The sequence below is a fragment of the Mesorhizobium sp. P2_C7 genome (assembly GCF_056404515.1).
Genome location: NZ_JBFUDW010000004.1, coordinates 202,891 through 226,375 on the forward strand (window position 1 = coordinate 202,891; position 23,485 = coordinate 226,375).

A 23,485-nucleotide genomic window follows, 5' to 3' on the forward strand; every position below is an offset into this window, starting at 1 on the left:
TTCGGGTCGGGCCATGCCACCGCAAGCCTGTTAGCGTCACCCGGTTTTTAGAGGACGCTGCGAATGGCGACAGGTTACGTTTTTCACGAACAGCTGATGTGGCATGATACCGGCTCCAGCGCCGACATGATGCCTCCCGGCCGTTTCGTGGAACCCGGCCGGCATCTGGAATCGCCCGGCTCGAAGCGTCGGTTGAACAATTTGATCCAGGTCAGCGGCCTGTCGCGTCACCTCGTGCCGATCATTCCCGAGCCGGTTTCGGTTGAGGATCTGCTGCGCGTGCATACCCAACGCCACGTCGACGATATCCGCATGCTCAGCGAACGGGGTTCCGGCTTCGCCGGACCGCAGGCGCCGATCGGCCTCAACAGTTTCGACATCGCCTTGCTGTCGGCCGGCACCACCTATGCCGCCATGCGCGCCGTGCTGACCGGCCGGGTCGACAACGCCTATGCGCTGGCGCGGCCGCCGGGGCACCATGCCGAGCCCGACCAGGCATTGGGCAACTGCCTGTTCTCCAACATCGGCGTGTCCGTGCGCCGGCTGCAGCATGAAGGGCTGCTTGGCCGCGCAGCGGTGGTCGACTGGGATGTGCATCACGGCAACGGCACAGAGACGGTGTTTTATTCCGACCCATCGGTGCTGACCATTTCCGTGCACCAGGACAATCTCTATCCGACCGGGCGCGGTGCGCTGGCCGACAACGGCAAGGATGCCGGCGAAGGCTATAACATCAACATCCCGCTGCCGGCGGGCAGCGGCACCGGCGCCTATGAATCGACCTTCGACCGCGTCATCGCCCCTGCCCTGCGTGCCTACAAGCCGGACCTCGTCATCGTCGCTTCCGGCTTCGACGCATCGGGTTTCGACCCGCTCGGTCGCATGATGCTCAACAGTGAATGCTTCCGGCGCCTAGCCGCACGCATGGTGGCGCTGGCTGCCGAGACGTCGCGGGGACGCCTGATGATGAGCCATGAAGGCGGCTATTCCGAAGGTTATGTGCCGTTCTGCGGCCATGCCGTCATCGAGACGCTGGCCAATCATCGCACCGAAGTGGTCGACCCGCTGTCGGACCATATCGACGAATGGGCCGGGCAGGAATTGCAGTCGCATCAGACTGGTGTGATCGATGCCGCCGAAGGATTGCTTGCCGGCCTGCGCCAACGCCTCGCCAGTGCGGCCTGACGCAATGGATTTTGTCGTCACCACGCTTCTCAACGCGCTGACGCTGATCAGCATCCTGATGCTTGTGGGGCTCGGCCTGGCGATCAGCTTCGGCCTGATGAACGTGACCAACCTCGCGCATGGCGAGTTCGTCACCGTCGGGGCCTTCGCGGTCTATTTCGTCCAGAGCATCGGCGGCTCGTTCTGGCTGGGGCTGGCCGCCGCCCCGATCGCCGGCGCGGTTGTCGGCTGCATCCTCGAGTTCGCCATCATTCGCCATCTCTATTCGCGACCGGTCTCGACCGTGCTCGCCACCTGGGGCGTCAGCCTGATCCTGCAGCAAGGGCTGGAACTGACCTTCGGTCTCGGCGCCAAGCCGGTGTCGCCGCCAATCGAAGGCACGCTCGATCTCGTCTTCACCGTCTATCCGGCATACCGGCTGATCCTGATCACTATAGCAGCGCTGACCCTGCTCGGAGTCGTGCTGTTGATCAGCCGAACGTCGTTCGGCCTCGACATCCGCACCGTCATCCAGAACCGCGAGATGGCCGAGGGCGTCGGCATCAACACGCGGCGCACCTATGCCATCGCCTTCACCTTCGGTGCCGCCATTGCCGGACTGGCAGGAGGACTGGTCGCGCCGCTGGCGATCGTGCTGCCGCAGATGGGAGTGAACTATCTCGCCAACGCCTTCTTCGTCGTCATCGTCGGCGGCGTCGGTTCGATCGGCGGCCTTGTCGCCGGAAGCGTCTTCGTCGGCGGCCTGACGAGTGTCCTGAACTACCAGATATCGCCATCGCTGGCGCAAGCGATCGTGCTGCTCGCGGCCATCGTCGCCGTGCGGCTGCGGCCCAACGGCCTGTTCAACGGGGCTTCGCGATGATCGCTGGGGATCGCAACTGGCTGCTGATCTTCGCCGCGTGCGTGGCGCTCGCCATCATCTATCCGCTCATTGCCGATGGCTATCAGTTGACGGTGATCCGCGACGCACTGATCTTCGGCCTGTTCGCGGCGAGCCTCGACTTCTTCTGGGGTCGCACCGGCATTCTGTGTTTCGGCCACGCCGCCTTTTTCGGCATTGGCGGCTACATCATGGCGCTGGTCACGCTCAACGACGCGATCCCCTTCGCCAGCCTGCTTGGCATCATGGGCGCGGTGGCCGGCGCGGCCGTCGTCGCCGCCATCATCGGCTATTTCCTGTTCTTCGGCGGCATCCGTGGCAGCTATTTCACCATCGTCACGCTGGCCATGGGCGTCATCTGCCAGCAGGCTGCGGTCTCCTGGAGTTCTGTCACCGGCGGCGACAGCGGTTTGATCGGCATCCCGCCGATCGAGTTCGATGTTGGCGGGCTGCATGTCGATCTCAGCCAAGACCTGCCCAGCTACATTTTCGTCGCAGCCATCGTCGCGGTGGCCGTGCTCACCCTGTGGTCGATCAGCCGCGGGCGCTGGGGCACGGTGCTCACCGCCATCCAGGACAATGAAGTCAGGGCGGCCGCGCTTGGCCACAACGCGCCCTTGCGGCTGCTCGTCACCTTCGTCCTGTCGGCGGCCATCGCCGGACTTGCCGGCGCCCTTTATGTCTGCATGGCCGGGCTGGTGGCGCCGGACCTTTCGGGACTGCTTTTGTCGACGGAAGTCATCGTCTGGGTGGCGGTCGGCGGGCGCGGCACTCTGCTTGGTCCGGTGCTCGGCGCCATCTTCATCCAGCGGGCGCAACAGACGATCAGCAGCTTCAACCCAAGCCTGTGGCCGCTGCTGCTTGGCTGTGTCTTCGTCGTCATCGTCTTCATCTTGCCGGACGGCATCCTGTCGATCTACGCGCGGCTGAAGGTCCTGTTCAAAGGCCGGAGGCGCGCGCAATGAGCGATGTCCTCCTCCAGGCCGAAAATGTCGGCATCCGCTTTGGCGGCCTGCAGGCGCTGGAAGCGCTTGATCTCACCGTGCGCGACAAGGAGCTTTGCTGCATCATCGGGCCGAATGGCGCCGGCAAGAGCACCTTCCTCAACGTGCTGACCGGTACGCTGCGCCCGACCAGCGGCAGCGTGCGCTTCCTCGGCCGCGATATCGCCGGCCTGCCGCTGCACCGCATCGCCCGGCTCGGCATCGCCCGCAAGTTCCAGATCCCGTCGGTCTTCCCCAGCCTGTCGGTTGAGGACAATCTGAAGGTCGCGCGGTGGGGGGCGCCCTCACCTGTCCGCCCGGTCGCTGAATTGCTGGAACTGGTCGCGCTCGGCAATCGTGCCGCCACGCTGGCCGGCGAACTCGCGCACGGCCAGAAGCAATGGCTGGAGATCGGCATGGCGCTGGCGATCGAGCCAAGGCTGCTGCTGCTCGACGAGCCGACCGCCGGCATGACGCCGCAGGAGACGCTGGCGACGGCGGAAATGCTGCTGCGGCTCAAGGGCGAATTCTCGATCGTCGCGGTCGAACATGACATCCGCTTCGTGCGGGCGCTGAACTGCGAAACGCTGGTGCTGCATCAGGGGCGCCGGCTGCGCAGCGGTCCTTTCCATGACATCGAGACCGACGAGATGGTCCGCGACGTCTATCTGGGGAGGCGCTGACGATGCTGCGGACAATGGCGATCTCGGCCGGCTACGGCCTGCTCCCGGTGCTGAACGGCATCGACCTCAGCGTCGCGCCGGGCGAGGTCGTCGGCCTGCTCGGCCGCAACGGCGCCGGCAAGACGACGCTGCTGCGCGTCATCGCCGGAGCCTTGCGGGCGAGCGGCGGCGCCATGCTTCTCGGCGACCAGGACCTCACCAATGCGCCGGCCTTCCGGCGCGCGCGGGCGGGCATCGCGCATGTCCCGCAGGGACGCGGCATCTTCAACCAGCTGACCGTGCGGCAGAACCTGGACGTCGGCACACGCGCCGCCAAGGGGCGCGGCGACGGCGGCATTCCGGCCGATATGTTCGGCTATTTCCCGATCCTGCGTGAACGCGAAGCGCAGGTTGCCGGCACGCTCTCGGGTGGCCAGCAGCAGATGCTGGCGATCGGCCGCGCGCTGTGCGGCCTGCCGTCGGTGCTGCTGCTCGACGAACCCTCGGAAGGCATCCAGCCGAACATCGTGCAGTCGATCGCTGAGCTGGTGCCGCGCATCGCGCGCGAGCGCGGCATCGCGATCGTTCTTGTCGAGCAGAATCTCGATCTCGTTCTTAAGGCGGCGGACCGCTGCCTGGTGATGGAAAAAGGCAGGATCGTGCATGAAGGCGCGCCGGAGGCGTTCGCCGACGAGACACTGCTCAAGGATCTGTTGGCTCTATAGGCGCGCTCAAAGCGCGCCCGGGATTTGTTGGCTTTGTAAGGCGTGCATGGGGCGCGCCTGGACTGGAAGGGAACACAAAAATGATAAGCAGAAGAACTGTTCTGAAATCGGGCGGCGCCGCGGCCGCCTTCGCCATGGTCGGCGCGCCGTCGATCCTGCGCGCCGCCGACACCGTCAAGGTCGGCCTATCGATCCCGATCACCGGATTGCAGGCGATCCTCGGCGAGACGCTGCTCAATTGCTACAAGCTGGCGGCTGCCGAACTCAACGCCGCCAACGGCATTGGCGGCCGCCAGGTCGAATTGTTCATCGAGGACAACCAGACCACGACCAAGGGCGCGATCGACAAGGCACGTAAGCTCATCAACGAAGACAAGGTCGACGTGATCATGGGCACCATCATCTCGCCCGAGCGTAGTGCGACGCTGTCCGTAACCTCGAAGGCCAAGAAACTGTTCTTCTACCCGACCAATTTCGAAGGCGGCGAATGCAACCGCTACTTCGTCGCCACCGGCCCTATCCCGATGCAGCAGGTTGACCCGATGATGCCCTGGGTGGCCGAGAACCTCGGCAAGACGATCTATGTCATGGCCTCCGACTATGCCTGGCCGCAAAAGATGACCGAGGCGATCACGGCGGCCTACGAGAAGGCCGGCGGCAAGATCATCGGCGCAGACTACTATCCGTTCGGCACCACGGATTTCGGCCCGGCATTCCAGAAGATCAAGTCGCTGAAGCCCGATGTCGTCTGGTCGATGGTGGTCGGCAACGACGCCGTCACCCAGCTCAAGCAGTATCGCAGCTTCGATATCAAGCAGCCGCTGATCGCGCCGCTCGACGAGGTCTTCAACAAGGATGCGCTGCCGCCCGGCGTGGCGGCCGGAACCTACGCGCCGCAGCCCTACTGGATGGCGCTCGACAATCCGGTCAACAAGAAGTTCATCTCGAGCTTCCGCGAAAAGTTCGGCCAGGAGAAGATGGTCAACGGCATCGGCGAGGCCGGCTACAATGGGCTGCATCTCTACGCGCTGGCCGCCGAGAAGGCCGGATCGCTGAAGGACGACGATGTGCTGGCGGCGCTGCCTTCGATCGAGTTCGACGCGCCGCAAGGCAAGATCCGCGTCGACGCCACCAACAACCACACGCTCTGCCATTCCTATGTCGGCAAGGCGGCGGCAGATGGCATCGGCTACGAGATCGCTAAGGATTTCGGCGTCATCGCGCCGGTGACGCCTTACTGCAAGATATAGCGAACCAAGCTGCGCGGTTCAGGGACCACAAGGTGGCCTGAGCCGCGCAGACCTCCGACGGCGACGCCTGCGATCAGGCCATCGATTTCGGCAAAGCAGCCGCCAGGGCATCGACGGCCAGCCGTACCTTCAACGGCAGATGCGGCGTCTGCAGCCAAAGCGCGTGACAGTCGTAGAGATATCGCGGCTGATCCGGCAGCAGCGCCACCAGCGCGCCGGCCTGAATGCGCTCGCGCACCAGCCAATAGGGCAACCAGGCGAGGCCCATGCCTTCGGTAGCGGCATCGGCGATGGCATCGAGATCGTCGAGCCGCAGCCGGCCGGCCGGCATGAACTCCTGTGCGGCTTGCCCCTCGCGCACGAACAGCCACGGCTGAACGACCTGGCCGAGCCGGCGGTAGACAATGGCCTGATGGTCGGCGAGATCCTCGATCCGCCGTGGTTCGCCATGGCGTTGGAGATAGGAGGGTGCCGCGCAGACGACCATGTCCTGGCGCGCGACACGACGCGCGATCACCCCTGCCTTGTCGTCCAGGGCGCCGGTGCGGATGGCGAGATCGAGGCCGTCCTCGGCAAGGTCGGCGAAGCGGTCGCTGAGGGACAGGTCGAGTTCCAGCATCGGATATTGCCGCGCCAGCCGCAGCAATATGGGTGTCACGCAGTGGCGGCCGAAATGCGCCGGCATGGTGACGCGCAGTTTGCCTCGCGGTTCGGAAAACTCGTCGGCGGCGAGCGCATCGGCGGCTTCGGCCTCGGCCAGCACGACCCGGCAGCGTTCATAATAGGCGCGTCCGAAGTCGGTCAGGCTCTGCCGGCGCGTGGTCCGGTTGAGCAGCCGCACGCCCAGCCGTTCCTCGAGAAACCGGACATGCTTGCCGACCATCGGCCCGGACAGATCGAGCGCGACCGCCGCGGCCGCGAACGAGCCGAAGTCGACCGCCTTGACGAACACGGCCATGCTCTCAAGCCGATCCATATTCAGAACTCCTGGTTTCTACTGTTCTACCTTTATAGCCATTTATCGCCGAGAATCTTGCCTGCATAGCTCATTCGGTTCAGATAATTTGGAGTGACCCGAATGGCACGTCTTGTTCGCTTCCACCACCATGGTGGCCCCGAGGTCCTGCGTATCGAGGATGTCGAGCTTCCCGGACCGGGGCCGGGCGAAGTTCAAATCCGCGTCAAGGCGCTCGGCCTCAATCGCGCCGAGGCGCTGCTGCGCGCGGGTGCCTATATCGAAACGCCGACGCTGCCCTCCGGACTTGGTCTTGAGGCTGCAGGCATAATCGAGGCGGTGGGCGACGGTGTGAAGGATTTTGCGCCAGGCGACAGCGTCAGCATCATCCCGCCGCAATCGATGATCCGCTGGCCCGCCTATGGCGAGCTCGCCACCTATCCTGCCGGGCTCGTCGTCAAGCACCCGCCCTCGCTCGACTGGCCAATGGCGGCGGCGGTCTGGATGCAATATCTCACCGCCTATGGCGCACTGATCGATATCGCCAGGCTGCACAGCGGGGATTTCGTTGTCATCACCGCGGCATCGAGCAGTGTCGGGCTTGCCGCGATCCAGATCGCCAACAGGATTGGCGCCACCGCGATTGCGGTGACGCGGACATCGGCCAAGAAGCAGGCCCTGCTCGATGCCGGTGCAGCTTACGTCGTGGCGGCGACAGAGGAGGATCTGGCCGCACGGCTCGATGAAATCGCCGGGCCGCAAGGCGTGCGCGTCGTGTTCGATGCGATCGGCGGCCCGATCTTCGAGCCGCTGACGGCGGCGATGGCGCGGGGTGGCATTCTCATCGAGTATGGTGGCCTCAGCCTGGAGCCGACGCCGTTCCCGTTGTTCGCCGTACTGGCCAAGACGCTGACGCTGCGCGGTTATCTCGTCCACGAGATCACCGGCAACCCGGCGAAGCTGGAAGCGGCCAAAGCGTTCATCCTCGAAGGCCTGGAGACCGGCGCGCTGAGGCCGATCATCGACAGAACTTTCCCGTTCGAGCAAATCGTCGAGGCGCATCGCTTCCTGGAATCGAACCGGCAGTTCGGAAAGATTGTGGTGACGGTTTGAGCAACAATCCCTTGAAGGCGCGCCTCTGCATTCCTAATTGCCTTGTGCGGGCCGGGCCCCTCTGACTGTCGCTTCCTTGGCGATTGTGATGTCGGACCGCTATAACGGGCCCGTTTCCATTCTTTTCGGTCAAGCGGGCTCATTCTTTTTTGGTTTGGAGCCCCTCATGACATCTTCCCTCCTGGGTTTGGTTTGCCCCTCCTGCCGCGTCGCGCTCGTGATGAGCGAACGCCAGGGGATCGAGATCGATTATTGTCCGCAGTGCCGAGGCGTCTGGCTTGATCGCGGCGAACTCGACAAGATCATCGAGCGTTCCGGCAGGGACGCTGCGCCTGTGCAACAGCCACAGCCGGCAGCGCTCTCCCAGCCGCAACATGGCCAAGGGCGCGATAACGACTATTCCCGCTCGCAGGGCCACCGCTATCCGAAGCGGAAGAAATCATTCTTCGAAGAGTTGTTCGACTGACCGCATGATGTCCGGCGTCCGGGCCGGCGTTTGCTGAAAATTTCCGAAACCACATCGAAAAAAGGCCACCCCCCGATGATGTCTCGCTCAAGCCGATTTGCCGCCCTGATTGCAGGGCTGGTCCTTGCATTCTCCATGGTCGCGATGGAGCATGCCGAGGCTCGTCGCGGCGGCAGTTTCGGCAGTCGTGGCACACGTACGTTCCAATCGGCACCGCCGACCAGAACGGCGCCGGCGCCGATCGCTCCGGTCGAGCGTTCGATGACGCCCAACACCGGCGTGAACACTCCGGCACGGCAACCGCAGGCCGGCCTGCAGCGGCCCGGCTTCATGAGCGGCTTCGGTGGAACGATGATGCGGGGCCTGCTGCTCGGCGGCCTGATCGGCCTGCTCGTCGGCCAAGGCCTCGGCGGCCTGGCCGGCATGTTCGGCTTCTTGCTTCAGGCCCTGCTGATAGGTGGCGCAATCGTGCTGGCCATTCGCTTTTTCCGGTCGCAATCCGCGCGTGGCCCGGCCCCAGCGCTCGCCGGTGCCGGCAATGCCCAATCTTCCAATGCCCAGGCTTCCGATGCCCAGGCTTCGAGATTTGAGAACCGCGCAACGGCACAGCAGCAGGCGGACACGGCACGCTCCTTTACAATTCCAGGCTTTGGCGGCGGTTCGGGCGGAGGCTCTCCAGCCACCGGTTCCGAGGAGATCACGCTGGCTCAGACCGACCTCGACGCATTCCAGCAGCTGTTGACCGACGTCCAGGAAGCATTCGGGCGCGAAGACCATGCCGCCCTGCGCCGGGCGACGACCCCCGAGATGGTGTCCTATCTGTCCGAAGAGCTGGCCGACAATGCCCAGAAAGGTCTCAGGAACGACGTATCGGACATCACTTTGCTGCAGGCCGACATCGCGGAAAGCTGGCGCGAGGATGACCGCGACTACGCCACGGCCGCATTGCGCTACGAGTCTCGCGACGTGATGCGCGAACGGGCCAGCGGCAAGGTCGTCGAGGGCAACGATGAACATCCGACGGAGACGACGGAGCTGTGGACATTCATGCGTGTGAATGGCTCAAGCTGGAAGCTCTCGGCAATACAACAGGCTTGAGCCCGGCCAGCTTTGTTCCGAGGCTTCAAGGGAAGTTGCGGCGTTCAGCGCACGTTCTTGACACACATCGGCGTGCCGATCTCGACGGCCTGTCCGGTTTCGGTCAGCATGCCGCTGTCGGTGTCGCGCCCTGAAAATACGGCGCTTCACGATTCAAGCAGCCGATAAATACCAGACAGGCATTGCGCATTGTTTGCTCCCCTGCCCGCCAGCGCTTCGGCGCGCGGGAACGGCCTAGATTTCGCCTGTTCATGCTTGCAACGTAGCCCCATATGTGAAAATACTATTTACAAAAGAAGATTGACGAGAGGAAACGTCGTGCTTTCTGGCGCTTTGATGCGTGCTCCAGCACCTCTGCGGTGCCCGCCACAGGGCTGGCGGAGCCGACCATGAACGGTTTCGCGCCCACCGTCGGCGTCGCGTCTACGCACCCCGCCAACATGCCTGAGGAGCACGCCGCCCTTCCGGTGTGGAACGCCGAGAACTGGTTCTATGAGGACTGGCCGGTGGGCCAGAAAATCCGCTCGTTGCGGCGCACCATGGCGGAAGGCGACAGCCACCTGTTCAACACCCTGGTGCTCGACATCCACCCCTATGTGCAGGACCAGATGTTTGCCGAGACGGAAGGCATTTTCGGCAAGCGGCTGATCGCCGGCGCTTTCGTGTTCTCGGCTGGCCTCGGGCTGGTCGCCACCAATTGCATCAACGCCTTTTCCTATGGCTACGACAAGCTCCGCTTCATAAAGCCTGTCTTCATTGGCGATACGATTTATTCGATCCGCTCCAACCTCGACAAGAAGCCGCGCTACAAGGAGATGGGGCTGATCCGCGCCAGCTACGAGGTGTTCAAGGGCGAAGGGGAACTCGTTCTCTACTGCGAGCATCTGCAGACGGTGAAATACCGCAACCCGGCCGACTTTGTCGGCAAGACGGAGAAATAGCGATGCCGGCTGCAGCCGAATTGCCGCTTGCTGGTCTCGTCGTCGTCGACATGAGCCAGTTCCTGTCGGGGCCTTATTGCTCGCTCAGGCTGCTCGACCTCGGCGCCCGCGTCATCAAGATCGAGCGTCCGGATGGCGGCGACCTGTCGCGCCGACTCTATCTCAGCGACACCGAGATCGGTGGCGACTCGACAATCTTCCATGCCATCAACCGGGCCAAGGAAAGTTTTGCAATCGACCTCAAGAACGAGGCCGACCTCAAGGTGCTGCGCGGCCTGCTGGCCAAGGCCGATGTGCTGATCCAGAATTTCCGGCCGGGCGTCATCGAGCGGCTCGGCTTCGACTACGAGGCCGTCCGCAAGATCAACCCGCGCCTGGTCTACGCCTCGATCAGCGGCTATGGCGAGGACGGCCCCTGGGTCAAGCGGCCGGGCCAGGATCTGTTGGCCCAGTCGCGCTCCGGCGTGATGTGGCTGAACGGCGACGAAGACCAGGGCCCGGTGCCGTTCGGCCTCGCCATCGGCGACATGCTGGCCGGTGCCGCCTGCGCGCAGGGCATCCTGGCAGCACTTGTGCGGCGCGGCATCACCGGCCAGGGAAGCCATATCGAAACCAGCCTGCTGGAAGCGCTGGTCGATTTCCAGTTCGAGGTGCTGACCACGCATCTCAATGACGGCCGTCGCTTGCCCCGACGCTCCAACTTCCGCAGCGCGCATGCCTATCTTTCTGCGCCCTACGGCGTTTACCCCGCCAAGGACGGCTATCTCGCCATCGCCATGACGCCGATCCCCAAGCTGGCCGATCTGTTGTCGCTTGGCGAACTGGCGCCCTATCGCGACAAGCCGGCATCGTGGTTCACTGCGCGCGACGACATCAAGGCGATCATCGCGCAAAGGATCGCCACAAAGACCATCGACGAGTGGCTTGATATCCTGGAGCCGGCCGACATCTGGTGCGCCAAGGTGCTGACCTGGCCGGAAATGCTGGCAAGCGAAGGGTTCCAGTCGCTGGACATGCTGCAGACGGTGACGCGCGAGGACGACGTCTCGATCCTCACGACCAGCTCGCCACTGAGGGTCGATGGTGTCAGAGCCAAGGTCGACCGGGCGGCACCGCGCATCGGCGAGCACAGCGCTGCGATCCGCGAGGAGTTCGGGCTGTGACCAAACTCGCGCCCACCCTCAGGGGCATGACCTGGAGCCATCCGCGCGGCTACGATCCGATGGTCGCCTGCTCGTCGCTGTGGCAGCAGACGACCGGCGTTGCCATTGAATGGGACAAGCGTTCGCTGCAGGATTTCGAGTCCTTTCCGGTCGAGGAACTGGCGCGGGCCTATGACCTCATCGTCATCGATCATCCGCATGTCGGCCAGATCACGGCGCAGCGCTGCCTCGAGCCGCTCGATGTCACCGGCCGCGAGGTGGAGCGCGCGGCGCTTGCCTCTGGTAGCGTCGGAAAATCCTATCCGAGCTACAGCTGGCAGGGACGGCAGTGGGCGTTTCCAATCGATGCGGCAACTCAGGTCCAGGCCTGGCGGTCGGATGTACTCGATGCGCCGCCATCGCGTTGGAGCGAGGTGCTCGATCTCGCCCGGCAAGGCCGCGTGCTGTTGCCGTTGCGCCCACCCCACTCGCTGATGGTGTTCTACACGCTTGCCGGCAATCTCGGCCATGCCTGTACGACCGATCCGTCCCGCGATCTCATCGACATCGAGACCGGCAGCGACGTCTTCGAGGCTATGCGCGAGATCGCAGCGCTGGTCGACCCGGCCTGCTTCGAGATGGATCCGATCGCTGTCTCGGAACGCCTGGCAGAAGCCGATTCCCGGATCGTCTGCGCGCCGCTGATCTATGGTTACGTCTCCTATGCGATGGCTGGGTTCCGCGCACACCGCCTGGCCTTCGCCGATATCCCGGTCATCGGCGCCGGCGGTCCCATCGGTTCGGCGCTTGGCGGCACCGGCATAGCGGTTTCAGCCTTTTCCAAGGCAAAGGATGCAGCGATCGACTTCGCCTACTGGGTCGCCAGCGGCGATGTCCAGCGCGGTGCCTATGCCGCCGCGGGCGGCCAGCCCGGCCATGCGGCGGCGTGGGAAGATCAGAAGGTCAACGCCGCCACCGGCAACTTTTATCGCGATACGCGCGTGACGCTGGAAGGCGCATGGGTGCGGCCGCGCCATGACGGTTATATGGTGTTCCAGCAGGCGGCGTCCGACCGCATCGTCGCCGGCCTGACATCCAGGCACCGGGCTGGCCAGGTCGTTGCCGATCTCAATCGCCTGTTCCGGGAAGGTGTTCCGGTGCAGGTGTCCCGTGCTGGGGCGAGAACGAACGAACCCAGCTAGTCGAGCCGCCACAGCTGGCGGGCATTCGCGAACAAGAGCCTGTCGCGTTCATCGAGGCTGCAACCCGACAGCAGCGCATGGGTCGCCGCCACCCAGGTCGAGAGGCCGCCGCCAAGCGTGCAGACCGGCCAGTCGCTGCCCCAGACAACGCGGTCCCAGCCGAACGCACCGATTGTGTGTTCGACATAAGGCCGCAGCGTCCCGGCCGTCCAACTGCCGGGATCGGCATAGGCGACGACGCCGGAAATCTTGGCCATGACATTCGGGCGGCGCGCGATCTCGCTCATGTGTTCGCGCCATGGATGTTCGCCATTGCCTTTGATATCGGGGACGCCGCAATGGTCGAGCACGAACTGGACATCAGGCGCCAGGTCGGCAAGCGCGATCGCCTTGGGAATCTGATGCGGCAGCACGACCAGATCGAAGGTCAGGCCGGTGCCGCCAAGCCGCTTGATGTTGTCCCGAAACAGCGCGCCTTCCGAGAGATCGTCGGGCACGACATGGAGGACGCGGCGGAAACCCTTGACGAAGGGATCTGCCCGCTGCCGCTCGAGATAGGCGGCAAAGTCTGCTTGTTCCGGCCGGCAGGACGCGATCGCACCGGCCAGCATGCTGCCGGGCTGCAGCGACAACTTTTCGACACGAGTGGTCTCGGCTTCGATGTCCGCCGGATCGACGTCGACCTCCATATGCAGCACGCGCCCGACGCCGACGCGGTGAGCCTCCACGGCGTATTCGTCATAGGAAAAGTCGCGGTCGAGCGCCGGCACGCCGGCAAGCCAGGGATAGCGCAGCACCGAACGATCGATGAGATGCAGATGGGTGTCGACGATCACTGTAGCTCCTCCTCTTGGGTCGTTAGATCATCTCACGGAGGAATTCTTCATTCAAATAAGAATTTACGTGGATGAACCGACCGCCGAGCCGGCCAGGTGCGACAGCTTTTCAGCAGTGACCAGCAACAATTCGATGGTCCTGGTGATGTCAGGTGCGGAGGGCGCGTTGACGACGGTGATGTAGGGAATCGACAGTGCCGCGATCGCCTTGCCGTCGGAACTGCGCACCGGGGCCGACAGGTTGAAGACACCGGCGGTCTGCATCGAAGCCATCATCTCGTAGCCACGGTCGCGGATCTGGTCGAGCCGGGCGAAGAATTCGGCCGATTGCGCCGTCTTGTCGGTGCTGCGGACGTGTTCCGAAATCATCATCTGTCGCTCTTCCTGGGAGCGGAAGGCCAGCAGGACATGGCCTGAGCCGGTGTCGAACAGGCTGATGTGCGAGCCGACGCGGATCGAGATGCCCCAGTAATTCGGTGCCTCCTGCTGGGCGATCACAACGGCGGAACCACGATCAAAAACAACGAGTTGGTTGGCCTGCTGCGATGTCTCTGCCAGCTCGCGCATCAGCGGCGTGGCGTAGGAAACCAGCCGCCGCACCGGCGCATGCAGTTGCGCCAGGCCAAACAACTTCAGCGTCAGCGAATAACGATCGCCATCCAGCCGGGTGACGTAGCCGCGACGCACCAACCGGTCGAGCATGCGGTAGAATTCGTTGGGGCTGCGGTCGAGTTTCTTGGCGATTTCGGCTTGCGTCAGGCCGCCGTCCACGCCGGCCAGCAGTTCGAGGATGTCGAGCCCCTTGTCGAGCGCCGGCGCGCGATAGCGCTCGTCTTCGCTGTCATCCATGGCGCATCTCTCCAGTGAATTCGATTCTTCATATACGCAGGAACGCAGCCGACGGAAACAAATTTCGCCTTGACGTACCCGTGAATGTTTTGTTTGTATATGAATGTAGCACTTCTTGTCATCAGACGAGTTGCGGTCGCCACTGAGGCGCACCAAGGGAGGATACCAATGAACAGATTGCTTTCCGGCGTGTCCGCCGGCGCATTGTTGCTTGCATTCGGTGCAGGCACGGCCCTTGCCGGCGACCTGCCCGGCAAGTTCGAAGGCGTCACCATCGACGCAAAGCTGATCGGCGGCCAGCAATATGAAAAACTCTATGAGCGTATCCCCGAATGGGAGAAGCTTACCGGCGCCAAGGTCAACATCCTGACCAAGAAGAACGGCTTCGACATCGACAAGGAGCTCAAGTCCGACATCGCCTCGGGCAGCACCAACTGGTGCGTCGGCTGGAACCATTCGTCCTTCGCGCCGCAGTATACGAGCCTCTACACCGATCTCAGCAAGCTCTTGCCCAAGTCAGAGATCGACGCCTTCGTGCCTTCGACGATCAAGTCGGCAACCATCGACGGCAAGCTGGAGATGCTGCCCCGCGCACAGTTCGACGTTTCGGCGCTCTACTACCAGAAGAGCCTGTACGAGAACGCCGACAACAAGACCAAATTCAAGGCCAAGTACGGCTATGATCTGGTGCCGCCGGACACCTGGAAGGAAGTCACCGACCAGGCCGAGTTCTTCGCCAAGCCGCCCAATTTCTACGGCACCCAGTTCGCCGGCAAGGAAGAGGCGATCAACGGCCGCTTCTACGAGATGGTGGTCGCCGAAGGCGGCGAATACCTCGACAAGGACGGCAAGCCGGTCTTCAACTCCGAGGCCGGCATCAGGGCGCTCGACTGGTTCGTCAACCTCTACAAGGCCAAGGCCGTGCCGGCCGGAACGACCAACTACCTTTGGGACGACCTTGGCCAGGGTTTTGCTTCCGGCACCGTCGCCATCAACCTCGACTGGCCGGGCTGGGCCGGCTTCTTCAACGATCCGAAGTCGTCGAAGGTCGCCGGCAATGTCGGCGTCAAGGTTGCGCCGAAGGGCTCTTCGGGCAAGCGCACCGGCTGGTCCGGTTTCCATGGCTTCTCGGTGACCGAGAACTGCCCCAACAAGGAGGCCGCGGCTTCCCTGGTGTGGTGGCTGACCAACGAGGACAGCCAGAAGCTCGAGGCCGCCGCAGGCCCGCTGCCGACCCGCACCGCGGTCTGGGATTGGGACCTAAAGCAGGCCGAGAACGATCCTTACAAGAAGGAGGTTCTGTCGGCCTTCCAGGAAGAAGCCAAGCACGCCTTTGCCGTGCCGCAGACGCCTGAGTGGATCGAGATCTCGAACGCCGTCTATCCCGAGCTGCAGGCGGCGATCCTCGGCGACAAGACTTCCAAGCAGGCACTGGATGAGGCCGCCGCCAAGGCGACGCAGATCCTCCAGGACGCCGGCAAGCTCTAGCGACTGCTCCCAAGACGGCCTCCCCCATCAGCGATGGGGGAGGCGATCGCGCCTTGCCGGGGCGAGTGTGCTGACCGATCCATGATAGCCTTCCGTTCCCCGGTCCGGGCCTCGACGAAGAAGAGGCACCGATAGTTGAATGCAACACCCCACAGGATCCTGATGAAGGGCTTCAAGCCATCCCCGCCATTCCTGCTGCTGCTTCCGGCTGTCATCGTGCTGGCGGCGGTTGTCGTGGTGCCGCTGCTTTTGTCGCTCTATTCCAGCTTCACGCCTTTCCGCCTGACGCGGCCCGAGACTTTCTTCGTCTTCATCGGCTTCCGGAATTATCTTTCGATCCTGTCCAACACCGATTTCTGGTGGGCGTTCGGCCGCACGGTGCTGCTGCTGACGATCGCGCTCAATCTCGAAATGCTGCTTGGCCTCGGCCTGGCGATGCTGGTCGAGAAGGCGACGCGCGGCCAGCGCATCCTGCGCACGCTGATGATGTTTCCGATGATGTTCTCGCCGATCCTGGTCGGCTTCCAATTCAAATTCATGTTCAACGACAATATCGGCCTGGTGAACAATGCCTTGCAGTCGCTCGGCATCACGCAGGACGCCATACCGTGGCTGATCGAGAGCCATCTCGCCTTCATCGCCATTTCGATCGCCGAAATCTGGTCGTCAACCGCGATCTTCGCCATCCTGATCCTGGCCGGCCTGCTCGCCATGCCCAAGGAACCGATCGAGGCGGCGCGCGTCGACGGCTGCACGCCATGGCAGACATTCCGTTATGTGACGTGGCCGTTCGTCATGCCCTTCGCCTACATCGCCATGACCATCCGCTCGCTCGACGTCGCGCGCGCCTACGACATCGTCAAGATCATGACCGATGGCGGACCGGCGGGCCGCACCGAGCTGTTGTGGACGCTGGTGGCGCGCACCGCCTATAGCGACGGACGCATGGGCATGGCCAATGCCATGGCCTATTTCTCGATCCTGCTGTCGATCGCCTTCACCGTCTACTTCTTCAACAAGCTCGCCGCGGCGCGCACGCAGATCGGTGCTGAGTGGTGAGGGCTGGGTGGTGAAGATCGACGAGAATTCTTCCGCCCGCTTGAAGCGCCGGCTCACAGGCATCGTCTACCGCATCGGCCTGTTCCTGGCGATGCTGACCATATGCCTGCCCGGTCTGTGGATCGTGTTGTCATCGCTGCGGCCGACCGTCGAGATCATGGCCAAGCCGCCAGTGTGGATCCCGCAGGAAATCTCGTTCGACGCCTATGTCGCCATGTTCAGCGGCATCGGCAAGGGCGGCATCCCGGTGATCGAATATTTCCGCAACTCGCTGATCATCTCGGTGACATCGACGGTCATTGCGGTGGCCATCGGCATGGCCGGCGGCTATGCGTTTGCGCGCTACCGCTTCCGCGGAAAGTCGAGCGTCTTCCTCGGCCTGATGCTTACGCGCACGGTGCCAGGCATCGCGCTGTCGCTGCCGCTGTTCTTCCTCTATGTGCGGCTTGGCATCATCGACACGCATTTCGGACTGATCCTTGCCTATGTCGCGCTCAACGTTCCGTTCACGATCTGGCTGATCGACGGCTTCTTCCGCCAGGTGCCGAAGGATCTCGCGGAAGCGGCGCAGATCGACGGCTGTACGCGCTGGCAGGCGTTCTGGCAGGTCGAGTTCCCGCTCGCCGGGCCGGGCATCGCGTCGGCCGCCATCTTCGCCTTCCTGACCTGCTGGAATGAATTCGCGCTGGCCTCGCAACTGACCCGCTCGGTGAGCGCCAAGACGCTGCCGGTCGGCCTGCTCGACTACACGGCCGAGTTCACCATCGACTGGCGCGGCATGTGCGCGCTCGCCGTGGTGATGATCATTCCGGCGCTCACCCTCACCTACATCGTCCAGAAACACCTTGTCGGCGGCCTGACCTCCGGCGCGGTGAAAGGCTGACCCATGGCAACCGTTTCCCTCACCAAGCTGACCAAGCGCTACGGCAATGTCGGGATCGTGCACGGTATCGACCTCGACATCGCCGACCGCGAATTCATCGCACTGGTCGGCCCCTCCGGCTGCGGCAAGTCGACGACGCTGCGCATGATCGCCGGGCTGGAGGAGATCAGCGCCGGTTCGATCGAGATCGGCGGCCGCATCGTCAACGACCTGCCGCCACGCTCGCGCAACATCTCGATGGTGTTCCAATCCTACGCGCTCTATCCGCACATGACGGTGCGCGAGAATCTCGGCTTCTCCCTGAAGATCGCCGGTGCGGCCAAGGAAGACATGGACCGACGCGTCGCCGAGGCCTCGGCCATCCTCGGCCTCGACACGCTGCTCGACCGCCGCCCGTCGCAACTGTCCGGTGGCCAGCGCCAGCGCGTTGCCATGGGCCGCGCCATCGTGCGCGATCCCGACGTCTTCCTGTTCGACGAGCCGCTCTCCAACCTCGACGCCAAGCTGCGCACGCAGATGCGCACCGAGATCAAGAAACTGCATGCCAAGGTGCAGTCGACGGTGATCTATGTCACCCATGATCAGGTCGAGGCGATGACGCTTGCCGACCGCATCGTCATCATGCGCGACGGCCATATCGAACAGGTCGGCACGCCCGACGAGGTTTTCCGGCGGCCGGCGACGCGCTTCGTTGCCGGCTTCATCGGCTCGCCACCGATGAACCTGCACGAAGCCACGATCGATGACAGCCAGATGGTTTTCGCCAGCGGCGAAAAACTGCCGCTGCCCGGCCAGTTCAAGTCCAATGTCGCCACTGGCGACAAGGTGGTGTTCGGGCTGCGGCCGGACGACATCTATCCGACCGGCCATGGCATCAGTTCCGGCGGCGCCGCCGACGTCCACCAGATCGAGCTGCCGATCACCGTCACCGAACCGCTCGGCAACGAGACGCTGGTGTTCGTCGAATTCAACCGCACTGACTGGGTGTCGCGCATGCTGAACCCGAGGCCGCTGAAATCGGGCGAGCGGATCGCCATGAGTTTCGACATGTCGCAGGCACATCTGTTTGCCGCCGACACCGGGAAGACATTGCGGAGCTGACGACATGGCCAGAATCGAGAAAGTCGAACTGCGGATGGTGGACCTTGTTCCCAAGGTCAAGCGCACCGACGCCATCCAGAGCTTCGTCAGCCAGGAAACGCCGATCGTGACGATCACCGATTCCGACGGCGCGGTCGGCACCGGTTACAGTTACACGATCGGCACTGGCGGCTCGTCGGTGATGCGGCTCTTGTCCGACCATCTGGTGTCGCGCCTGATCGGCCGCGACCCCGATATGATCGAGGCGATCTGGCACGATCTCGAATTTGCCACCCACGCCACCACGATCGGTGCGATCACGGCCATCGCGATCGCTGCGATCGATACGGCGCTGTGGGACCTGCGAGCGAAAAAGCAGAACCTGCCGCTGTGGAAACTGGCCGGCGGCGCCAAGGACCGCTGCCCGCTCTACACGACCGAAGGCGGCTGGCTGCACATCGAGACTCAGGCGCTGGTCGACGATGCGCTGGCCGCCAAGGCCAAGGGCTTTCGCGGCTCAAAAGTGAAGATCGGCAGGCCGCACGGGTCGGAGGATCTTGCCCGCCTCTCGGCGGTGCGCAAGGCGGTGGGCGACGGCTACGAGATCATGACCGACGCCAATCAGGGGTTCTCTGTCGACGAGGCGATCCGGCGCGCGGCCAGGCTGCGCGAGCTCGACCTCGCCTGGATCGAAGAGCCGCTGCCGGCCGACGATATCGACGGGCACGTGCGGTTGTCGAATTCAACGCCGACGCCGATCGCCATCGGCGAGTCGCTCTATTCCATCCGCCATTTCCGCGAATACATGCAAAAAGGCGCCTGCTCGATCGTCCAGGTCGATGTCGGCCGCATCGGCGGCATCACGCCCTGGCTCAAGATCGCCCATGCAGCGGAGGCCTTCGACATTCCGGTCTGCCCGCATTTCCTGATGGAACTGCATGTCAGCCTGGTCTGCGCAGTTCAGAACGGCCGCTATGTCGAGTACATTCCGCAGCTCGACCAGTTGACCGGCAAGCATATGCGCATCGAGGATGGCCAGGCGCTGGCGCCCGACGAACCGGGCATCGGCATCGATTGGGACTGGGACGCGGTCGGGGCCATGAGCATCGCCGAATTCACCACGACGATCACCGGATAGGAGACTGATATGCAGCGGATGGGGATGGTTCTGGGCCTGAAGCCGGAAAAGGTCGAGGAGTATGTCCGCCTTCATGCCGCCGTCTGGCCGGACGTGCTGACCATGATCTCGGCCTGCAACATCAAGAACTACTCGATCTACCTGAAGCGGCCGGAGAACCTGCTGTTCAGCACGTTCGAATATCACGGCACCGACTACACGGCCGACATGGCCAAGATGGCGGCCGACCCGAAGACGCAGGAATGGTGGGCTGTTTGCATGCCTTGCCAGGAACCGCTGGCGACGCGCGGGCAAGGCGAATGGTGGGCAGCGATGGACGAGGTCTTCCATCATGATTGAAGGCGGTTTCGACCCTGCCTTACTGGCCCAGTTCTGGCCCAAACCTTCGACGCCCCGGCCGATCGTCACCTTCGGCGCCGGGTCGATTGTCGGCGACGCACATTTCCCAGCCTACAGGAAGGCCGGCTTTCCGGTCGCCGGGCTTTACGATCCCGATCATGCTCGAGCTGAAAAGCTGGCCAACCATTGGGGTGTGACAGCCTTTCGTTCCGCCGAGGAGGCTGCCGCCGTCAAGGGCGCGATCTTCGACCTTGCGACGCCGCCGTCGCGCCATGCCGATGTGCTGAAATCCTTGCCTGACGGCGCGGTGGCGCTGATCCAGAAGCCAATGGGCAGCAACCTCACTGAAGCAACCACGATCCTCGAAATCTGTCGCGCCAAAAAGCTTCAGGCAGCGGTGAACTTCCAGTTGCGCTTCGCGCCGATGATGCTGGCGCTCAAGGACGCCATCGCCAAGGGCTGGCTCGGCGAGATCGTCGACTTCGACGCCTGGCTGGCGCTGGCGACGCCGTGGGAACTGTGGGAATTCCTGCTCAAGGCGCCACGCGTCGAGATCGCCATGCATTCGATCCACTATCTCGACCTGATCCGGCAGTTGCTCGGTGACCCCCGAGGCGTGCACGCCAAGACGCTCGGCCATCCCAACCATGCGGTGGCGCAGACGCGCACCAGCGCCATTCTCGACTATGGCAACACCGTGCGCTGCGCGCTGTCGGTCAACCATGACCACAAGTTCGGCCGCCGGCACCAGGCCTGCGAGTTCCGCATCTGCGGCACCGAGGGCGCTGCCTATCTCAAGCTTGGCCTCAACCTCGACTATCCGCGCGGTGAACCGGATGTGCTGGAAATCTACCCCAAAGGCGGGACGGACTGGGTCGCGGTGCCCTTGGCCGGCGAGTGGTTTCCTGATGCCTTCGTCGGCCGCATGGCCAACGTCCAGCGTTTTGCAGCCGGCGAAGACGCGAAGCTGATCAGTCCGGTCGAGGATGCCTGGAGCACGATGGCGCTGGTCGAGGCGGCCTATCAGTCGAGTGCGGCACCGGCGACACCGATCGCGGAAAGACCCTGATGGAACAGATCCAGTATTTCGAGGACTACGAGATCGGTGCGTCGCGCCTCACCAGCGGCCGCACCATTACCGAAACCGACTTTGTCGTCCATGCCGGCCACACCGGCGATTTCTTCCCGCATCACATGGACGCCGAGTTCATGAAGACGACGCCGTTCGGCCAGCGCATCGCGCATGGCACGCTGGTGTTCTCGATCGGCATCGGGCTGACGGCGACCATCGTCAATCCTGTCGCCTTTTCCTATGGCTACGACCGGCTGCGCTTCATCAAGCCGGTGTTCATCGGCGACACGATCCGCACGCGCACCACCATCGCGGCCAAGGAAGACGATCCCAAGCGGCCGGCTTCGGGACGGGTCATCGAGCGCTGCGAAGTGATCAACCAGCGCGGCGAAGTGGTGCTGGCGGCCGACCACATCTACATCGTCGAACGCAAGCCGGCGGAGAGCTGAAGCTCAGGGCACCCTAACGATGGTTCCCTATGTGGATGCAAGTATGCCCGTATACGCGCCCGATGCTACGTCATAACTTTCGTCGCCCTATTTGCGAGAATTGTCCTTCCGGACGTGGCCGCTGACCTGCACGCCGTCCTCGGCGCGCAGATACAGGAAGCCGGGAATGGACAGCAGCGGGATGATCGCGGTCAGCAGGAACACCTGATGAAAGCGCTCCGGTGTCACGATGTGGGTTTCCCCGGCAACCAGACCCAGCACCATGGCGGCGATTGAAACGCCGAGCGAAACGCTGAGCTGCTGCAGGACGCCGCCGAGGCTGGTGGCGCGGCTCAATTTGTCCGCCGGCAGGTCGGCGTAGGACAGCGTGTTGGAGGTCATGAACTGCGCCGACCGGATGATGCCGAACACGAAGACGTAGAGGCCGATCATCCAGTGTGGCGTGTCGGCGCCGATCAGGGCGAAGCCCGCCACACCGGCGGAGCCGACAAGCGCGCTGCCGATCAGCACGACATTGAAACCGAAGCGCCGCAACAGCGGCGACAGCAGCGGCCGAATGAGCAAGGCGCCGAAGCTGCCGACGAATGTCAGCGAGCCGGAGGTGACCGGGCTCATGCCAAAGCCGACCTGCAGCATCAGCGGCAACAGGAACGGCACGCCGTTGAGGCCGACACGGCACAGGCCGCCGGCGAGCGTACCGACCCAGAACGAGCGAAACCGAAACAGCGTCAGGTCGACTGCAGGCGCGACGACGCGGCGTGCATAGCGCCCGAAGGCGAGCAGCAGCAGGACCGCCGCTGCCAGCACCAGCACTGTCGCCGAGACAGGGATGATCGGCCGGCCGATGCTCTCCAGCCCGAATTGCAGCAATGCGACGCCGCATCCCACCATCAAGAATCCGGCGAAATCGAAACGTCGTACCGCTTCCTCATGGAAATCGTCGACGAAGCGCAGCGCAGCCGCAATGCCAAGGCAGCCGAACGGCACGTTGACATAGAATATCCAGCGCCACGAGGCATAGGTGGTCAACAGGCCGCCGAGCAGCGGCCCGATGACAGGTCCCATGATGGCGGGCAAGGTCATGTAGGTCATGGCGGTGATCAAGCCGCTGCGCGGAAAGCTGCGCAGCAGGATCAGCCGCCCGACGGGCGTCATCATGGCACCGCCCAGCCCCTGCAGCGCGCGCATCGCCAGCAGCATGCTGAAACTGCTGGCGATGCCGCACAGCGCCGAACCAAGGGTGAAGGTGAAAAGCGCCAGCGCGAACACTCTTCGTGCGCCGAACCTGTCCGCGAACCAGCCGCTGACGGGGATGAACACGGCCAAGGTCAGGATATAAGTTGTGATCGCCAGGTTCAGCCTGACCGGCGTCGTGTCGAGGCTGCGTGCGATGGCCGGGATTGCGGTGGTGATGATGGTGGAATCGAGCTGCTCCATCAGAAACGCGATGGCGACGATGATCGGAATGATTAGCCTCAACCTCGGGTCGCGCTCGGTGGCAAATTGAGGCTGTTCCAATGCTGTGGCCAATTCCGTCATGCAGGCGGCGATATGTTCCAGCCCAAGCTGGCGCATCCGCGTTCAAAGGCAAGATTGCCTTGTGTGCGCCAGCCAGCCGAGACCCGACGGCACGGCCTGTCTTATGGTCCGACAAAAAGGCAAGCGGTAGTCAATTTGGCCTTGATGGAAG

At 63.5% G+C, this 23,485-nt stretch carries 24 protein-coding genes; 20 read left to right on the top strand and 4 right to left on the bottom strand.

Going from position 1 to position 23,485, the window contains the following annotated elements:
• The first annotated feature begins 63 nt into the window (after nt 1-63).
• The 6 genes from AC1D2G_RS10930 to AC1D2G_RS10955 all read left to right on the top strand — a co-directional run bounded on the left by AC1D2G_RS10930 (nt 64) and on the right by AC1D2G_RS10955 (nt 5,685).
• A complete protein-coding gene (locus AC1D2G_RS10930) occupies nt 64-1,185 on the top strand; it encodes a class II histone deacetylase (RefSeq protein ID WP_477413875.1) in 1,122 nt (373 codons plus the stop codon).
• Between the two features lie 4 nt (nt 1,186-1,189).
• A complete protein-coding gene (urtB, locus tag AC1D2G_RS10935; protein WP_477413877.1) occupies nt 1,190-2,047 on the top strand; it encodes an urea ABC transporter permease subunit UrtB in 858 nt (285 codons plus the stop codon).
• Nucleotides 2,044-3,030, top strand: a complete 987-nt coding sequence (locus AC1D2G_RS10940) for a branched-chain amino acid ABC transporter permease (RefSeq protein WP_477413879.1) — start codon at nt 2,044-2,046, stop codon at nt 3,028-3,030. The genes urtB and AC1D2G_RS10940 overlap by 4 nt, the downstream gene beginning before the upstream one ends.
• Nucleotides 3,027-3,731 (top strand): ATP-binding cassette domain-containing protein, encoded by a 705-nt coding sequence (locus AC1D2G_RS10945; RefSeq protein WP_095080870.1) that lies wholly within the window; start codon nt 3,027-3,029, stop codon nt 3,729-3,731. The genes AC1D2G_RS10940 and AC1D2G_RS10945 overlap by 4 nt, the downstream gene beginning before the upstream one ends.
• A gap of 2 nt (nt 3,732-3,733) precedes the next feature.
• Nucleotides 3,734-4,435, top strand: a complete 702-nt coding sequence (locus AC1D2G_RS10950) for an ABC transporter ATP-binding protein (protein WP_477413881.1) — start codon at nt 3,734-3,736, stop codon at nt 4,433-4,435.
• Between the two features lie 80 nt (nt 4,436-4,515).
• Nucleotides 4,516-5,685 carry a substrate-binding protein gene (locus AC1D2G_RS10955; protein ID WP_477413883.1) on the top strand — a complete coding sequence of 390 codons (1,170 nt, stop codon included), beginning with the start codon at nt 4,516-4,518 and terminating at the stop codon, nt 5,683-5,685.
• A 73-nt stretch (nt 5,686-5,758) separates the two neighbouring features.
• Here AC1D2G_RS10955 and AC1D2G_RS10960 read toward each other — a convergent pair whose 3' ends face one another.
• Complete coding sequence (locus AC1D2G_RS10960) at nt 5,759-6,661, bottom strand: LysR family transcriptional regulator (protein WP_477413885.1); 903 nt, start codon at nt 6,659-6,661, stop codon at nt 5,759-5,761.
• A gap of 102 nt (nt 6,662-6,763) precedes the next feature.
• On the opposite strand from AC1D2G_RS10960, the gene AC1D2G_RS10965 reads away from it, so the two are divergent.
• The 6 genes from AC1D2G_RS10965 to AC1D2G_RS10990 all read left to right on the top strand — a co-directional run bounded on the left by AC1D2G_RS10965 (nt 6,764) and on the right by AC1D2G_RS10990 (nt 12,602).
• Nucleotides 6,764-7,753, top strand: a complete 990-nt coding sequence (locus AC1D2G_RS10965) for a zinc-dependent alcohol dehydrogenase family protein (RefSeq protein ID WP_477413887.1) — start codon at nt 6,764-6,766, stop codon at nt 7,751-7,753.
• A gap of 166 nt (nt 7,754-7,919) precedes the next feature.
• The gene (locus AC1D2G_RS10970) at nt 7,920-8,219 is read left to right on the top strand and encodes a TFIIB-type zinc ribbon-containing protein (RefSeq protein ID WP_477414108.1); all 300 of its coding nucleotides are present in this window, start codon (nt 7,920-7,922) and stop codon (nt 8,217-8,219) included.
• Between the two features lie 75 nt (nt 8,220-8,294).
• Nucleotides 8,295-9,317, top strand: a complete 1,023-nt coding sequence (locus tag AC1D2G_RS10975; RefSeq protein WP_477413889.1) for a Tim44 domain-containing protein — start codon at nt 8,295-8,297, stop codon at nt 9,315-9,317.
• 389 nt (nt 9,318-9,706) lie between these two features.
• Entirely contained in the window at nt 9,707-10,258 is a 552-nt protein-coding gene (locus tag AC1D2G_RS10980; RefSeq protein WP_477413891.1) for a MaoC family dehydratase, read from the top strand.
• Between the two features lie 2 nt (nt 10,259-10,260).
• A complete protein-coding gene (locus AC1D2G_RS10985; protein WP_477413893.1) occupies nt 10,261-11,421 on the top strand; it encodes a CaiB/BaiF CoA transferase family protein in 1,161 nt (386 codons plus the stop codon).
• Between the two features lie 26 nt (nt 11,422-11,447).
• Nucleotides 11,448-12,602, top strand: a complete 1,155-nt coding sequence (locus AC1D2G_RS10990) for an extracellular solute-binding protein (protein ID WP_477414110.1) — start codon at nt 11,448-11,450, stop codon at nt 12,600-12,602.
• Here the strand turns inward: AC1D2G_RS10990 and AC1D2G_RS10995 are convergent.
• Both AC1D2G_RS10995 and AC1D2G_RS11000 read right to left on the bottom strand, forming a co-directional pair.
• Complete coding sequence (locus tag AC1D2G_RS10995) at nt 12,599-13,438, bottom strand: amidohydrolase family protein (protein WP_477413895.1); 840 nt, start codon at nt 13,436-13,438, stop codon at nt 12,599-12,601. The two genes, AC1D2G_RS10990 and AC1D2G_RS10995, sit on opposite strands and share 4 nt — an antisense overlap.
• 63 nt (nt 13,439-13,501) lie before the next feature.
• On the bottom strand, nt 13,502-14,287 hold the full coding sequence (locus AC1D2G_RS11000) for an IclR family transcriptional regulator (protein WP_184871614.1): 786 nt from the start codon (nt 14,285-14,287) through the stop codon (nt 13,502-13,504).
• A gap of 168 nt (nt 14,288-14,455) precedes the next feature.
• Here AC1D2G_RS11000 and AC1D2G_RS11005 point away from each other — a divergent pair, with 168 nt between their 5' ends.
• The 8 genes from AC1D2G_RS11005 to AC1D2G_RS11040 all read left to right on the top strand — a co-directional run bounded on the left by AC1D2G_RS11005 (nt 14,456) and on the right by AC1D2G_RS11040 (nt 21,795).
• Complete coding sequence (locus AC1D2G_RS11005; protein ID WP_477413897.1) at nt 14,456-15,775, top strand: ABC transporter substrate-binding protein; 1,320 nt, start codon at nt 14,456-14,458, stop codon at nt 15,773-15,775.
• A 162-nt stretch (nt 15,776-15,937) separates the two neighbouring features.
• Nucleotides 15,938-16,834, top strand: a complete 897-nt coding sequence (locus AC1D2G_RS11010) for a carbohydrate ABC transporter permease (RefSeq protein WP_477414112.1) — start codon at nt 15,938-15,940, stop codon at nt 16,832-16,834.
• 16 nt (nt 16,835-16,850) lie between these two features.
• The gene (locus AC1D2G_RS11015; protein WP_477414114.1) at nt 16,851-17,717 is read left to right on the top strand and encodes a carbohydrate ABC transporter permease; all 867 of its coding nucleotides are present in this window, start codon (nt 16,851-16,853) and stop codon (nt 17,715-17,717) included.
• Nucleotides 17,718-17,720: 3 nt separating this feature from the next.
• Nucleotides 17,721-18,818 (top strand): ABC transporter ATP-binding protein, encoded by a 1,098-nt coding sequence (locus AC1D2G_RS11020; protein WP_477413899.1) that lies wholly within the window; start codon nt 17,721-17,723, stop codon nt 18,816-18,818.
• Nucleotides 18,819-18,822: 4 nt separating this feature from the next.
• On the top strand, nt 18,823-19,935 hold the full coding sequence (locus tag AC1D2G_RS11025; RefSeq protein ID WP_477413901.1) for a mandelate racemase/muconate lactonizing enzyme family protein: 1,113 nt from the start codon (nt 18,823-18,825) through the stop codon (nt 19,933-19,935).
• A gap of 9 nt (nt 19,936-19,944) precedes the next feature.
• Nucleotides 19,945-20,274: an L-rhamnose mutarotase gene (locus AC1D2G_RS11030; RefSeq protein WP_477413903.1), complete on the top strand. Its 330-nt coding sequence runs from the start codon at nt 19,945-19,947 to the stop codon at nt 20,272-20,274.
• The gene (locus AC1D2G_RS11035; RefSeq protein WP_477414116.1) at nt 20,270-21,343 is read left to right on the top strand and encodes a Gfo/Idh/MocA family protein; all 1,074 of its coding nucleotides are present in this window, start codon (nt 20,270-20,272) and stop codon (nt 21,341-21,343) included. The genes AC1D2G_RS11030 and AC1D2G_RS11035 overlap by 5 nt, the downstream gene beginning before the upstream one ends.
• Nucleotides 21,340-21,795, top strand: coding sequence for a MaoC/PaaZ C-terminal domain-containing protein (locus AC1D2G_RS11040; protein WP_477414118.1), 456 nt, complete (start codon nt 21,340-21,342; stop codon nt 21,793-21,795). The genes AC1D2G_RS11035 and AC1D2G_RS11040 overlap by 4 nt, the downstream gene beginning before the upstream one ends.
• 87 nt (nt 21,796-21,882) lie before the next feature.
• On the opposite strand, the gene AC1D2G_RS11045 is transcribed toward AC1D2G_RS11040, so the two are convergent.
• A complete protein-coding gene (locus tag AC1D2G_RS11045; protein WP_477413905.1) occupies nt 21,883-23,313 on the bottom strand; it encodes a DHA2 family efflux MFS transporter permease subunit in 1,431 nt (476 codons plus the stop codon).
• Between the last annotated feature and the right edge of the window lie 172 nt (nt 23,314-23,485).